The organism is Sphingopyxis sp. (assembly GCF_016793825.1).
Classification (GTDB): domain Bacteria; phylum Pseudomonadota; class Alphaproteobacteria; order Sphingomonadales; family Sphingomonadaceae; genus Sphingopyxis.
Window position 1 is genome coordinate 24,773 of sequence record NZ_JAEULM010000042.1, and the last position, 13,938, is coordinate 38,710.

Annotated in this window: 10 protein-coding genes; 5 read left to right on the top strand and 5 right to left on the bottom strand. The window is 66.2% G+C overall.

The features are described 5' to 3' along the window. Positions 1 to 119 precede the first annotated feature (119 nt). The 4 genes from JNM03_RS12350 to JNM03_RS12365 all read left to right on the top strand — a co-directional run bounded on the left by JNM03_RS12350 (position 120) and on the right by JNM03_RS12365 (position 7,433). Positions 120 to 2,528: a ligase-associated DNA damage response DEXH box helicase gene (locus tag JNM03_RS12350; RefSeq protein ID WP_294036978.1), complete on the top strand. Its 2,409-nt coding sequence runs from the start codon at positions 120 to 122 to the stop codon at positions 2,526 to 2,528. A 79-nt stretch (positions 2,529 to 2,607) separates the two neighbouring features. Further along, entirely contained in the window at positions 2,608 to 3,645 is a 1,038-nt protein-coding gene (locus JNM03_RS12355) for an aspartyl protease family protein (RefSeq protein WP_294036980.1), read from the top strand. Between the two features lie 66 nt (positions 3,646 to 3,711). Next, positions 3,712 to 4,431 carry a ligase-associated DNA damage response endonuclease PdeM gene (gene pdeM, locus JNM03_RS12360; protein ID WP_294036981.1) on the top strand — a complete coding sequence of 240 codons (720 nt, stop codon included), beginning with the start codon at positions 3,712 to 3,714 and terminating at the stop codon, positions 4,429 to 4,431. Between the two features lie 158 nt (positions 4,432 to 4,589). Further along, positions 4,590 to 7,433, top strand: a complete 2,844-nt coding sequence (locus JNM03_RS12365; protein WP_294036983.1) for a TonB-dependent receptor — start codon at positions 4,590 to 4,592, stop codon at positions 7,431 to 7,433. Positions 7,434 to 7,509: 76 nt separating this feature from the next. Here the strand turns inward: JNM03_RS12365 and holA are convergent, their stop codons facing one another. The 4 genes from holA to JNM03_RS12385 form a co-directional block, all read right to left on the bottom strand. After that, positions 7,510 to 8,541, bottom strand: coding sequence for a DNA polymerase III subunit delta (holA, locus tag JNM03_RS12370; protein ID WP_294036985.1), 1,032 nt, complete (start codon positions 8,539 to 8,541; stop codon positions 7,510 to 7,512). Further along, positions 8,538 to 9,083, bottom strand: coding sequence for an LPS assembly lipoprotein LptE (gene lptE / locus JNM03_RS12375; protein ID WP_294036987.1), 546 nt, complete (start codon positions 9,081 to 9,083; stop codon positions 8,538 to 8,540). Before lptE ends, holA begins: the two co-directional genes overlap by 4 nt. Before the next feature lie 121 nt (positions 9,084 to 9,204). Beyond that, complete coding sequence (gene leuS / locus JNM03_RS12380) at positions 9,205 to 11,754, bottom strand: leucine--tRNA ligase (protein ID WP_294036988.1); 2,550 nt, start codon at positions 11,752 to 11,754, stop codon at positions 9,205 to 9,207. Between the two features lie 124 nt (positions 11,755 to 11,878). Further along, positions 11,879 to 12,340 carry a DUF3576 domain-containing protein gene (locus tag JNM03_RS12385; protein WP_294036989.1) on the bottom strand — a complete coding sequence of 154 codons (462 nt, stop codon included), beginning with the start codon at positions 12,338 to 12,340 and terminating at the stop codon, positions 11,879 to 11,881. Positions 12,341 to 12,616: 276 nt separating this feature from the next. Between JNM03_RS12385 and JNM03_RS12390 the strand changes: the two genes are divergently transcribed. Then, the gene (locus tag JNM03_RS12390) at positions 12,617 to 13,324 is read left to right on the top strand and encodes a hypothetical protein (protein ID WP_294036990.1); all 708 of its coding nucleotides are present in this window, start codon (positions 12,617 to 12,619) and stop codon (positions 13,322 to 13,324) included. On the opposite strand, the gene JNM03_RS12395 is transcribed toward JNM03_RS12390, so the two are convergent. After that, positions 13,297 to 13,935, bottom strand: a complete 639-nt coding sequence (locus tag JNM03_RS12395) for a thiamine phosphate synthase (RefSeq protein WP_294036992.1) — start codon at positions 13,933 to 13,935, stop codon at positions 13,297 to 13,299. The two genes, JNM03_RS12390 and JNM03_RS12395, sit on opposite strands and share 28 nt — an antisense overlap. Between the last annotated feature and the right edge of the window lie 3 nt (positions 13,936 to 13,938).

Here is a 13,938-nt window from a genome sequence, read left to right on the forward strand (position 1 = left end):
TTCATACCATACCCCCACCACGAATGCGGCCCCTGGGGCTCGTATCGCGGCTGCAGTTGCATTTGTCGATGGGTGGAGAAAACCTTGCCTGCCGGACAGCACAGCGCCACATCTGCTCCATGCGTCCCCCCGCCCCCTTTGCCGACTGGTTTGCCGCGCGCGGGTGGCGGCTCAGGCGGCATCAGGCCGACATGCTCGCAGCGGGGCAAAACGGCGAGCATGCGTTGCTCGTCGCGGCGACGGGGGCGGGCAAGACGCTGTCGGGGTTCCTGCCGAGCCTCGTCGACCTCGCGGAGCGGCCGACCGACCGGCTGCACACATTGTACGTATCGCCGCTGAAGGCGCTGGCGGCCGACGTCGAACGCAACCTGCTGGGCCCGATCGCCGACATGGAGCTCGATATCAGTGTCGAGAGCCGCAGCGGCGACACGAGTTCGGACAAGAAGGCGCGCCAGCGCAGCCGGCCACCTAACATCCTGCTGACGACGCCGGAATCGCTGTCGCTGCTGCTGTCCTATCCCGACAGCTTCACGATGTTCGCCGATTTGAAGACGGTCGTGATCGACGAGATCCACGCCTTTGCACCGGGCAAGCGCGGCGACCTGCTGGGCCTTGCGCTCGCGCGGCTCCAGCGGATCGCGCCGGGCCTTCGCCGCGTCGGACTGTCGGCCACGATTGCCGACCCCGGCCAGTATCGCGCCTGGCTGGCCCCCGACGCCGATGGCGACACTGTGACGCTGGTCGAAGGCGAGCCCGGAGCGGACCCCGATATCCGGATTCTGCTGCCCGAGGGCGCGGTGCCCTGGGCAGGGCATTCGGGGCGCTATGCCGTGCATCAGGTGATGGCGGAGGTTGCGAAGAACCGCACGACGATCATCTTCTGCAACACGCGCGGGCTGGCCGAACTGATTTTCCAGGAGCTTTGGAAGGTCAACGACCTGTCACTGCCGATCGCGATCCATCATGGCAGCCTCGACCGTGAAGCCCGGCAGCGCGCCGAAACAGCAATGGCCGAAGGTCGGCTGCGCGCGCTCGTCGCGACGTCGAGCCTCGACCTCGGACTCGACTGGGGCGATGTCGATTGCGTGATCCAGATGGGGGCGCCGAAAGGATCCTCCCGCCTGCTGCAGCGCATCGGCCGCGCCAACCATCGGCTCGACGAGCCGAGCCGCGCGCTGATCGTGCCGGGCAACCGCTTCGAATATCTGGAGGCGCAGGCTGCATTGGACGCGGTGGATGCAGGCGAGCGCGATGCCGACCGCTTCCGCCCCGGAGCGCTCGACGTGCTCGCACAGCATGTGATGGCGCTCGCCTGCGCCGCAGCGTTCAAGGAAGCGGACCTGCTTGCCGAAATCCGGAGCGCCGCCCCCTATCGGTGGATCGACGCGGCGACCTTCGCGCGGCTGCTCGGCTTCGTGCGCGATGGGGGCTATGCGCTCAAAAGCTATGATCGCTTCCGCCGCCTCGCGCCCGACGGGCAGGGCGGCTGGCGGATCGCGCATCCGAAGCTGGCCGCACAGCACCGGCTGAATGCCGGAATCATCGTCGATGCGCCGACGCTCGACGTGCGATTCAGGAACGGGCGGCGGCTGGGCAGTGTCGAGGAATATTTCGCCAGCACGCTGACGCCGGGCGACACATTTGCCTTTGCCGGGCTTAGCCTGGAGGTTGAGGCGATCCGCGATATGGACCTGCTGGTCCGCGCGACGACGCGCCCGGCGCGCATTCCCTCCTACGCCGGCGCGCGGATGGCGTTGACGACGCGGCTGGCCGACCGGGTGCGGAGCTTTCTGGCCGATCCCGCGAGCTGGCAGCGGTTTCCCGAGGATGTCCGTTTCTGGCTGGAGATGCAGGCGCTGCGTTCGGTGCTGCCCCGACCCGGCGAATTGCTCGTCGAAACCTTCCCGCACGAGGGAAATCACTATCTCGTCTGTTATCCGTTCGAGGGGTGGAACGCACACCAGTCGCTGGGCATGCTGATCACCAAGCGGATGGAGCGCGCGGGGATGCAGCCGCTGGGCTTTGTCGCGTCGGACTATGCGCTGGCAATCTGGTCGCTGCAACCGGTGAGCCGCCCCGAAGCCCTGTTCGACGCGGAGATCCTGTCGGACGAATTCGTCGAATGGGTCGAAACCTCGCATCTGCTCAAGCGCGCGTTCCGCGAAGTCGCGGTGATCGGCGGTCTGATCGAGCGTCAGCATCCGGGCAAGCGCAAGACCGGCAAGCAGGTCACCTTTTCGACCGACCTCATCTTCGACGTCCTGCGCAAATATGAGCCCGACCATCTTTTGCTCGAAGCCGCCTGGGCCGACGCGCGCGAGCGGCTGACCGATGTCGCGCGGCTTGGCGACCTGCTCGACCGCGCGGCAGGGACGATGCTGCACCGAAGGCTCGACCGGATCAGCCCGCTTGCGATTCCCGTGCTCGTCCTGATCGGGCGGGAAAATGTCGCGGCCTCCGATCTCGACGACGCGCTGCTCGGCGAACTGGCCGATACGCTGGCCGAGGCGGCAATGCGGGCCGAGTAGCGCGATCCGCCCGTCGCCGCTTGCTGCCGATCGCGATGAGGCGTAGATTGCCGCAAAACATGATGGAGGGATGCCTGCGATGACCCATGCCTTGAAGCGGCCGGTCCCCTGGGCCCTGCTGTTCGCCGCGCCGCTGCTCGTCGGCGCCTCCCCCGCCCCGGATCCCAGCCCGTCCGTCGTCGTCCCCGCGTCGGCCCCCGCGCCCGAGACGCTGACGCCGCCGGTGCTCGTGACGCCCTTCATCCAGCCCTTCGATCTCGACGCGACCCGGCGCATGTCGGTGAAGGTCATGATCGGCGACAAGGGCCCCTATTCCTTTCTCGTCGATACCGGCGCCGAGCGAACGGTGATCGCACGCGAGTTGGCCGAGCGACTGGATCTGGTCGAGGGCAACAAGTTGCGCATGGCGACGATCGGCAGCTCGACCACCGTGCCGAGCTATCGCGTCGCGGCCTTGCAGATGTCCGACCTTCGCCTGTCCGGTTTTGAGGCGCCCGCGCTGTTCGGGCGCCATATCGGCGCCGCCGGACTGATCGGGGTCGACATGCTTGAACAGCGGCGCGTGCTGATCGATTTCCGCAAACAGAGCATGCAGGTTCTCGAAACGCGGCGCCGCGCCGCGCCGATCATCCGCGATGACGACGCGATCGTGGTCACCGCCCGCAATTCGGCGGGGCGGCTGATCCTGTCCGACGCGCGTCTCAACGGCAAACGCATCGACGTGATCGTGGACACCGGCGCGCAGACGAGCGTCGGCAACCTCGCGCTGCAAAAGCTGGTCGCCGACCGGCGCGCAAACCGCTTTCCCTTCGTCGCGACCGAACTGGCGGCGGTGACCGGCGAGTCGGTGCCGGCAATGCGAACCGCGATCAAGCGCATCGTGATCAACGGAATGGACGTCAACGATCTGAGCGTCAGCTTTACCGACAGCCAGGCGTTTCGCGCGCTGGGGCTTAACGAACGGCCGGCGCTGCTCCTCGGCATGGACAGCCTTGCGCTGTTCGACCGGGTCGAGATCGATTTCCCCAACAAGCGCGTCGTTTTCGACCTGCCCGATGGCGCCAATCGCGAGACGGGACAGCGCCTCGCCGCAAATTCCGCCACGCCCGGCGGCTAGGATCGGACCCGGGAGTCGTATCCCCATGCCCTTGCGGCGCGAGAGCCGCACCGCCATAGCGGATCGGTGACCACCGCCGCGCCTTTCGATTTCGCGGGCCAGCAATTCCGGATGTTGGCCGATCGCGCGCTGTTCTGGCCGCGACACGGCGCCCTGATCGTTGCCGACCTGCATCTCGAAAAGGCAAGCTGGTACGCCGCACACGGACAGCCGCTGCCACCTTACGACAGCCACGACACGCTCGACCGGCTGGCAACGCTCGCCGCCGCGACCGGCGCGCGCGCCATCTGGTGCCTTGGCGACAGCTTCCACGACCGCGACGCCGCGGCCCGGATCGCCCCCGCCGTCGCCGAACGGCTGCACGGTCAGGCGGCGACCGCGAAATTCCTCTGGATCGCAGGCAACCACGACGGCCTGACAGGCGGTGCCTGGGGCGGCGAAGTTGCCGACGAACTGGTCGTCGATGGCATCGTCTTTCGCCACCGGAGCGTCGCGCACGAAGCGCGCCCGGAGATTTCGGGGCATTTCCACCCGAAGCTGCGGCTCAATCTGCGTGGCCGGCCGGTCGCGCGCCCCTGTTTCGCAGGCGACGCGCGGCGCCTGATCCTGCCTGCCTTTGGTAGCCTGACCGGGGGACTGGCCGCCGAAGACCCTGCGATCAGGGAAAATTTCGCGGGACCGTATCGCGCCATGCTTGTCGCGCGTGGGCGTCTGCTCGCGGTCCCTTGCGGCAACGATGTGCCTCGCGATGACGCTACGGCAAGCCGGATCGTCGCCGGACGCTGACCTCCGCCCCATCGTTCCGGCCCCGATCCCATCTGTGACCAAAAAGCCTCACCGCTTGAAAAACGACGCAAAAGTGGGGCCTCGGCTGGATTGACGGGGTAATTTCGATATGTTCGGGCGGCAACAAAAATAATGAAATGTTGAGAGGAGTGCCCATCATGAAACCATCTTCCCTTCTGGCTGCGCGCCTTCTGCGCACCAGCGCACTTGGCGTATCGCTCGCCATTGCGACGAGCGCGATCCCGGCGTTCGCACAGGATGCGACCGACACCGCCACCGACGACGGCAACAGCAGCGAGATCGTCGTGACCGCGCAGGGCCGTGCGCAGCGGCTCGCCGACGTCCCCGTCGCGATCTCCGCCGTCAGCGCCGAAACGCTCCAGAACAGCGGCGCGAACGATATTCGCCAGCTCAACCAGGTCGCCCCGTCGCTGCTCGTCTCCTCGACCGGCTCGGAAGCGAACGGCTCGGCGCGTATCCGCGGCATCGGCACCGTCGGTGACAACCCCGGCCTCGAAAGCTCCGTCCCCGTGTTCATCGACGGCGTCTATCGTTCGCGTTCGGGCATCGGCCTCAACGAACTCGGCGAACTCGACCGCATCGAAGTCCAGCGCGGCCCGCAGGGCACGCTCGGCGGACGCAACTCGTCGGCGGGTCTCATCAGCATCTATTCGAAAAAGCCCGATTTCAACTTCGGCGCCACGGGCGAGATCACCTATGGCAATTATGACTATTGGCGCCTCGGCGGCAGTGTCACCGGGCCGATCACCGACACGCTTGCCGCGCGCCTCGATGGCGTATGGGTGAAGCGCGACGGCTTCCTGCGCGACACGGCCAACAACCGCGACGTCAACAATCGCGACCGCTATTTCCTGCGCGGTCAGTTGCTGTTCGAGCCGACCGACGCGCTGTCGATTCGCCTGATCGCCGATTATACCTACCGTGACGAGGAATGCTGCGGCGCGACCTATGTCAGCCAGGCGGTCAATCCTTATATCGGCAACCTCAACAACCTCTCGACGCCGCTGTCGGTGGGGGCCGCCGGAACGCCGCAACCCAATGTTCCGCAGCCGAACGGCAACAACATCATCAACGTCCTGCGCGACCTCGGTCAGCCGCTGGCCGCGTTCAACCAGGGGTATGACCGCAACATCTCGGTCACCCCGGGTCGCAGCTTTGCCGGCCAGACCAAGGATTACGGCTTCTCGGGCCAGATCGATTATGATTTCGGCGGCGCGAAGCTGACCTCGATCACCGGATATCGCGAATATCGTTCGGGTCAGGCGGGCGACCTCGACTATGGCTCGGTCGATATCCTCTATCGCGCGCCGAGCGACGACGCCTATCGCCAGTTCCACACCTTTACCCAGGAACTGCGCCTGCAGGGCGAAGCTTTCGACGGCAAGCTGGACTGGCTGGTCGGCGGCTTCTTCGCCAACGAAAAGCTGACGGTGCGGGACAACCTGCGCTTCGGGAACGACTATGGCCGCTTCGCCTCTTGCCGCCTGGTGTCGGGCGGGGGTCTTGCGGCCCTGTATTCGCCGACGTCGCCCGGCTGCGTCGCGGCGCGTCCGGCCGCCTTCGGCGCCGCATCGCCGGCGATCTATGCCGCGCTCGATCAGCTTGAGAGCATCAAGGACAAGGGCAGCATCGACGATCGCTATTACCAGAACGGCACCAACTGGGCGCTGTTCACGCACAACATCTTTCACATTACCGACCGGCTCGATCTGACGCTGGGCGTTCGCTACACGCACGACAAGAAGAAGTTCGAAGCGGATTTCACCAACGACAACCAGGCGTGCGTCAATGTCCAGAACCTGGTCAGCGGCTTCCTGACCACGCCGGCGCTGGCGGCGGTTTCGGGCGGCCTGATCGGCCTGGCGTGCCAGGGCAATTCGACCGCCGAACTGAACGGCGTGTCGATCAACGATCAGCGGAGCGAACATCGTTGGACCGGCACCGCGATCCTGTCGTACAAGCCGGTTGACGATCTGATGATCTATGCCAGCTATGCCCGCGGGTACAAGGCGGGCGGCTTCAACCTCGACCGTTCGGCGCTGAAGTCGCCGACGCGGTCGTTCGCTTCGGTTGGCGGCGCGCAGGCGCTGGTCGGCAACCTCCAGTTCGACCCGGAGCTTGTCACAAGCTACGAAACGGGTGCGAAATATGCGACGGGGCCGTTCAGCGCGGGGCTGACCCTGTTCCGGTCGGACTTCAAGAACTTCCAGCTCAACACGTTCAACGGAACGGTGTTCCTGGTGCAGAACGTCAATGGCTGCACCACCGATCTGGCCGGTGCCGATCGCGATCAGAGCAAGTTCACCGACACCGCCACCGGCCTGCCGCTGCCCGGCGCGCCGGCCAACACGACGCCGGTGACCCCGACGTCGTCGGCATCGACCACCGGTGCCTGCGCCGCCGACAATGTGAGCTGGGGCGTCCGGACACAGGGCTTCGAACTCGAAGCCTCGCTGGTTCCGGCGCGCAACTTCCGCATGTCGGCCGGCCTGACCTATGCGCGGACCAAGTATCGCCAGAATCTGGTCGGCAACTCGTCGGGCATCCCGCTCGACCCCGCGCTGCGCAAGCTGCCCGGCAACAACCTGTCGAACGCGCCCGAACTGGTCGCGACCGGCAGCGTCGCCTGGACGCCCGACATCGGCAGCAGCGGTCTGTCCGGCCTCGTCTATATCGATGGTCGCATGACCAGCGATTACAACACCGGGTCGGACCTGTTCCCGCAGAAGGAACAGAATGGCTACGCGATCTTCAACGCGCGTATCGGCGTCCGCGGACCGGATGAGAAGTGGGGGATCGAATTCTGGGGGCAGAATATCTTCAACAAGCAATATGCCCAGGTCGCCTTCAACTCGCCGTTCCAGGAAGGTGGTACGAGCGCGGCCTTCTCCGACCCGCAATATCCGGGCGGCCGCCAGATCTTCTCGCAGTTCCTGGCCGAACCCAGGACCTATGGCGTGACCCTGCGCGGCAAATTCTGATCGCGTAAATCAGGTTATGGGAACCGCCTGCTCGCTTCGGTGAGCGGGCGGTTTCTTTTTGCCTCGCGCGGAAATGTCAGCGTGCCCGGGCCGCCTGATGCGTGATGTCGGTCATCAGCTTGCGGAACAGCACGGCGCCTGCGGTGCCCGACGATTTGAGCGCCCGTTCGCAGTCGAGCAGCCGGGTCATCAGGCGCGCGACCCGTACCGAATCCCAGATATGAAGCTGCGCCGTCACCGCATCGCGCTCTTTCCAGAACACGCCGCTGCTTTTTGCCGCGACCACCGTTGCCGGGTGTGCGCCGGCATCGACCTCGGCACGCAACCTTGCGAGTTGCATCGCGCGGATGCCCAGCGCACGGATGATGCGGATCTCCGCCACCCCGACCGCAGCCGCCTGCGACAGCATCTCCGGCAGCTCGCGCACCTTGCCGCCCAGCGCGACATTGATGCATTCGCTGACATCTTCCTCGTGGGTCGCAGCGCCGAGCGCGGCGATGTCGGCGGCGGTCACCTGCCGTTGCCGATCCAACCCGGCGTCGAGATAGAGCGCGATCTTTTCGATCTCGCGGCGCATCAGCGCCTGATCGCCCGAGACGAGATCGACGAGCAACTGCGCCTCCGCATTGCCCAGCCGCAGACCCTGCTCCTGCGCCGCAGCCATCGCGATGCCGACAAGCGCGCGGCGGTCGGGCTGGTAACAGATCGCGGCGACCGCGTGGTTCGATCCTTCGACAAGCTTGACGAGCTTCGACTTGGCGGTGATCGACGCGCCGGTCGCGACCACCGGATTGATGACGGTGTCGGCCGCGAGGAGCGCCTCGACCGCAGCGAGGCTGTCGTCACCGCTGCCCGAAAGTTCGAGCCGGATCACACGGCTTGGCGAAAAGAGCGACATCGACGCCGCTTCGGCGGCAAGCAGCGACGGATCCTGCGACAATTGCGACCCGGTGAGATCGAGCCGTTCGGCATCCTTGCCGGCGAGGCCGATCAAATGGGTCGCGACGGCTTCCATCGTCGCTTCGTCGGGGCCGGTGAGGAGGGTGAAGCGAACCGCGGGGTTCAGGCGCGTCTGGCGTTCAAGTTCGCCCGGTTTTACCGCTTTCATTGCCCGCCGGGCGCCGCGGGCACGTCGGCGGCTTGCCCACCGCCGCGGTCGGCAAAGACGGCAAGGCGCGCGACGATCTGGTCGGCGACCGCCGAGGCGAGGCGTTCGAGCGCCGACGATTCGGCGGCGATCGTCGCATATTCGCTGCCCACGACATCGATTCCCGCGTCGGAGAAGGCCGTGGCATCGAGGATCACCTCGCCGCTCGCCGCATCGACGAGCTGGTAACGCGCGCGGAGCGTACGGCGTTCGCGCGTCACCGCATCGTCGGCGCGGACGCCAAAGCCGGTGATCGCATCCTCCAGCCGGACATCGAGACGAAGGCGCTTGCCCGCGCCCTCTCCGCCCTGCGTCGCCTGCAAGCGGTCGCGCAGCGCGTTGCGGACGAGAAAACCCGAATGGCCCTCGATCGGCGCAACATCGACGTCGGCCAGCACTTGCGCCACTGCGCCCTTGCTGCCGTTCGCGTAGAGCGGACGCAGGCCGCAGCCGCCAACGGTGAGCGAGGCTGCAACAAGGGCGGAAACGAGAAGGCTGCGCATCTTAAGCACCAGTAACCCTTATTCCGTTCGTGTCGAGCGAAGTCGAGACACCCTGACGGCAAGCACGGACGATGGACATCCCGACTTCGCTCGATGCGAACAGAAATGGGGATGCCATTCTTTACGGAACGATATTCACCAAACGGTCGGGCACCACAATCACCTTCTTCGGCGCCGCACCGGCCAGCAACTCGACGATACGCGGGCGCGCCAGCGCGGCGGCTTCCACCGCGTCCTTGTCGAGGCCCTTGGCGAGCGTCATCGTATCGCGCAGTTTGCCCGCCATCTGGATCGCGATCGTCACCTCGTCTTCGACGAGCAGCGCCGGATCGGCGGCGGGCCATGCCGCATCGGCGACCATCGTCGTGGTCCGCTGCGCCGCCGGCAGTGCCGCCCAAGCCTCTTCGGCAAGGTGCGGCATCATCGGTGCGACCAGCAGGATCAGCGTCCGGCACGCCTCGGCACGAGTGGCCGACGGCTTCGCTTTCTCGATCTCATTCGCCAGCGCGTGGATCTTGGCGACCGCCTTGTTGAAGCCAAGGGCCTCGACATCGGCGGCGACCCCGGCGATCGCCTGATGCAGCCTGCGCGCGAGGCCCTTGTCCTCGCCCCCGTCGCCGACATTTTCGGTGTCGCCGAACAGACGCCACAAGCGCTGGACGAAGCGCCAGGCGCCTTCGATGCCGGCCTCACTCCACGGCAGGTCGCGCTCTGGCGGGCTGTCGGAGAGCATGAACCAGCGGACCGCGTCGGCCCCGTACTGGTCGAGGATGGCGTCGGGATCGACGACATTCTTCTTCGACTTCGACATCTTGATCACGCGGCCGACATCAATCGGCGCGCCATCGGCTTCGAGCGTCGCCCCGTCCGCGGTGCGGACGATTTCGGTCGGCGTGAAAAAGAGCGGCGCGTGGCCTTCGCCCTGATCGCGGCTGTATGTCTCGTGCGTCACCATGCCCTGCGTGAACAGGCTCGCGAACGGCTCGGCAATGTCGATCATGCCCATATGCTTGAGCGCGCGCGTCCAGAAGCGTGCGTAGAGCAGGTGGAGGATCGCATGCTCGATACCGCCGATATACTGGTCGACGGGCAGCCAGTGGCGAATGACGTCGGGATCGAACGGTTTGTCCGACGGAGCGGAGGCGAAGCGCAGGAAATACCATGACGAATCGACGAAGGTATCGAGCGTATCGGTCTCGCGCACGGCTTCGCCGCCGCAGCTCGGGCAGGCGACGTGCTTCCACGTCGGATGGCGGTCGAGCGGATTGCCGGGGACCGAGAAATCGGCGTCCTCGGGCAGCACGACGGGAAGCTGGCCCTTCGGCACCGGCAGCAGGCCGCACGCGTCGCAGTGGATGAACGGGATCGGCGTACCCCAGTAACGCTGGCGCGAAACGCCCCAGTCGCGCAGACGCCACACGGTCGTGCCCTTGCCCCACCCCTCATGCTCCGACCGCGCGATGACCGCGGCTTTCGCTTCGTCGATACCCATGCCGTCGAGGAAGTGGCTGTTCACCAGCTTGCCGGGGCCGACATAGGCCTCATCGCCCGCAAAATGCTGGGCGGTCTCGTCGCCATCGGCAATGACGCGGTATACAGGCAGGCCATATTTGCGCGAAAAATCGAGGTCGCGCTGATCGTGCGCCGGACAGCCGAAGATGGCGCCTGTGCCATAGTCCATCAGCACATAATTCACGACCCAGACCGGCAGATGCCAGCTTGGGTCGAGCGGATGCTCGACCGAAATTCCGGTGTCGAAACCCAGCTTCTCGCCGGTTTCGAGCTGTTCGGCCGACGTTCCCTGACGCCGGCATTCGGCGATGAAGGCGGTCAGTTCGGGCGAATCCTTGGCCAGCCGCTCGGCAAGCGGATGATCGGGAGAGATGGCCGCGAAACTCGCGCCGAACAGCGTGTCGGGGCGGGTGGTGAAGACATCGAAACCGGGAGCGCCGCCCGCCAGCCTGAAACTGAACTCCAGCCCCTGCGACTTGCCGATCCAGTTTTCCTGCATCAGCCGGACCTTGTCGGGCCAGCTATCGAGGCTGCCCAGCCCTTCCAGCAGTTCTTCGGCGAAGTCAGTGATCTTCAGGAACCACTGCGACAATTTCTTCTTCTCAACCAGCGCGCCCGATCGCCAGCCGCGGCCGTCGATCACCTGTTCGTTGGCGAGCACGGTCATGTCGACCGGGTCCCAGTTGACGTAGCTTTCCTTGCGCGTGACGAGCCCCGCGGCGAACAGGTCAAGGAACAGCGCCTGTTCCTGACCATAATAATCGGGCTCGCACGTCGCGAGTTCGCGGCTCCAGTCGATCGCGAGACCGAGGCGTTTCAGTTGCGCACGCATCGCGGCGATATTGTCGCGCGTCCAGCCGCCGGGATGGACACCTTTTTCCATCGCGGCATTTTCCGCCGGCATGCCGAAGGCGTCCCACCCCATCGGGTGAAGGACGTCGTGTCCGGTCATCCGCTTGAAGCGCGCCAGCACGTCGCCCATCGCGTAGTTGCGGACATGGCCCATGTGGATGCGCCCCGAGGGATAGGGGAACATTTCGAGGATATAGGCTTTCGGCCGACCGTCGGTTTCGGTCGTGACAAAGCTGTTCGCGGCGTCCCACGCCGCTTGCCAGCGAGCGTCGGCAGCCAAGGCGCCAAAGCGCGTTTCGCGGGTCATTGATCTGCTACCCCGTTAGTCTGTCGTACGTAAGCCGTCATCCCGGCGAAGGCCGGGATCTCAACTTCGGTATCAAGACGCACCGGCGAGATCCCGGCTTCGCCGGGATGACGGAATGAATGGATCAGCCCTCGATCGCGCTGCGGCGCAGGTCGCGGGCGCGGGTAAGGATGATTTCCTCAAGTTTCTGCACCGTCGCCGCCTGCACCGGCGCATCGACCCAGGTGCCGCCCTGCGCCACCTGCCGCGACGCCGCCACACGCAGCGCGTCGGCGCGCAGATCGCGGTCGAGGATCGATACGGTGACCTTCATCCGCTCGCCCGGATTCGCCGGATTGGCGTACCAGTCGGTGATGATGACGCCGCCCGAACTGTCGGCCTGAAGCAACGGCATGAACGACAGCGCGTCGAGCGAGGCGCGCCACAAATAGCTGTTCACGCCGATCGTCGTCACCTGGCTGGCGGCGAGGTCGGCTTTCGGCCGGTCCTTGCCCGCGCACGCCGACAGGCCGAGCGCCGCGAACCCCAGCAGCGCCAGCGCGGCCGGACGGCGACCGAGCGAGGCAGGAACGGAAAGCTTGGACATGCCGAAACACCTTATCTTTGGGCACCGCGACCGCGGCGCATGCTGGAATTTGTGAGCGTCTCTATCGCCCTTGCCGCCGTCCGGCAAGCGCGGCAATTCGCTCGTCTCCGCCGTTCATCGCGGGGTCAGCTTGGCCGGGCACTGTTGTCTTCGCGCAACAACTTTCGCGAAAAGCCGGAAGGGCGCGATCACAGGGTCGGGAATCACTGGAATTATCCGGCCCGAGGTCCTATCTGATGATTCGGTTGGGGTTGGAGTCGCAGGGTTATGGCGCGGATGCCGCGACATCTTTGGAAAGCAGGGCTGTTCGCCGCCGCGGCGATTACGGTTGCCTTGCCGCCTGCGCTCGCAGCGATCAACCGCGACGACCGTATCCGCGACACCCAGCTTTCGGAAACGCTGCTTGGCCAGTTCACGCCCGCCTCGGGCGACGAGCGGCTCATCGCCCGCTATAACAAGATGTCGGCGGAGGCGCGCGGCAACTTCAGCTTCACACCGGCCACGCTCGACAGCAACCGCAAGAATCGCGCGATCACCGTCGTGATCCGCGCCCGCGACGAAGCGTCGAGCGCGGCACGCACCGCCGGACTCGCCGCCGGACGTGGCAACGCGCCGGTCGCCATCGCGCCGGTCGCTTATGATCTTGGCGCCTCGCTTGGTTTCCAGCGGTTCGTGACTCCGGCGCTCCCGCGTAGCGTTGACATCCGCAACCTGCCGGTCGCCAAGGCACCCGAACAGGCCGAACGCAAGTCGCGCTTCGCGACCCGCGTGATCAACCGCCCGAGCGATCCCGCCGGCGCGACCGACCGCGTTACCGCACCCGGCGACGACCAGAATGTCGACGTGGTCAGCAGCTATCGCCTGACCAAGAATCTCGATGTCACCGCCGGCGTACGCTATCGCACCGACGACCGTGTCCAGCCGCTGACCGATTCGCGTCGCGACAGCCAGGCCGTCTATGTCGGGACAGCGTTCCGCTTCTGACGCATCCGGCGTTTCGCCGCTTTTTCATCCCACGCATCGATCGCCGCCCAGCCGGGTCCGATTCCGCTCGCACGTGCCAGCTGACGCGCCCGGGCCTGTGTCATCCCGCCGAGCGCGACCGCCTGACCCCCGGCCAGCCGCGCAACCCGCAGCCAGGAGGCGCGGCCGAGCGTCGGGGCGCCACGATGCGAGCGCGTCGCGTGAAGCGGCGAAACGAAGGCGGTCTGCGCCCCAGCCCGCCGCGCCGCCCGCGCTTCGCGCGCGTCGTGAACCGGCATGCCGACCGCGAGGCCGAGACGATGTGCCTGCGCCGCCTGTCGCGCAGCCGATTGGCGCAGGTGGACGCCGCCAGCGCCCCACCGGCTTGCCAGTGCCGGCGACCCTGCGAGCAGCAAGAGCAGTTTGCGCGTGCGCGCGATGCGGGCGAGGCGGCGTAGCAACCGCCAACGCGCCCCGCGCTTCAGGCGATCGTGCCGCACGACGATCCCGCTGCCCGGCGGCAGGATCGCCGCTAGTTCGGTCATGCTCGCCGCCAGCCGCTCGTCGCTGAACAGCCAAATGCGCGGCAGGTTCCTCGTCGGTTTTCGGGGCAGGGGGTGGCGTCGGACCATCGC

What these genes read in the sequence shown, in the direction of transcription:
- JNM03_RS12350 (WP_294036978.1), top strand. Translation starts at nt 120, where the DNA reads ATGCGTCCCCCCGCCCCCTTTGCCGACTGGTTTGCCGCGCGCGGGTGG.
- JNM03_RS12355 (WP_294036980.1), top strand. Translation starts at nt 2,608, where the DNA reads ATGACCCATGCCTTGAAGCGGCCGGTCCCCTGGGCCCTGCTGTTCGCC.
- JNM03_RS12365 (WP_294036983.1), top strand. Translation starts at nt 4,590, where the DNA reads ATGAAACCATCTTCCCTTCTGGCTGCGCGCCTTCTGCGCACCAGCGCA.
- holA (WP_294036985.1), bottom strand. Translation starts at nt 8,541, where the DNA reads ATGAAAGCGGTAAAACCGGGCGAACTTGAACGCCAGACGCGCCTGAAC.
- lptE (WP_294036987.1), bottom strand. Translation starts at nt 9,083, where the DNA reads ATGCGCAGCCTTCTCGTTTCCGCCCTTGTTGCAGCCTCGCTCACCGTT.
- leuS (WP_294036988.1), bottom strand. Translation starts at nt 11,754, where the DNA reads ATGACCCGCGAAACGCGCTTTGGCGCCTTGGCTGCCGACGCTCGCTGG.
- JNM03_RS12385 (WP_294036989.1), bottom strand. Translation starts at nt 12,340, where the DNA reads ATGTCCAAGCTTTCCGTTCCTGCCTCGCTCGGTCGCCGTCCGGCCGCG.
- JNM03_RS12390 (WP_294036990.1), top strand. Translation starts at nt 12,617, where the DNA reads ATGCCGCGACATCTTTGGAAAGCAGGGCTGTTCGCCGCCGCGGCGATT.
- JNM03_RS12395 (WP_294036992.1), bottom strand. Translation starts at nt 13,935, where the DNA reads ATGGTCCGACGCCACCCCCTGCCCCGAAAACCGACGAGGAACCTGCCG.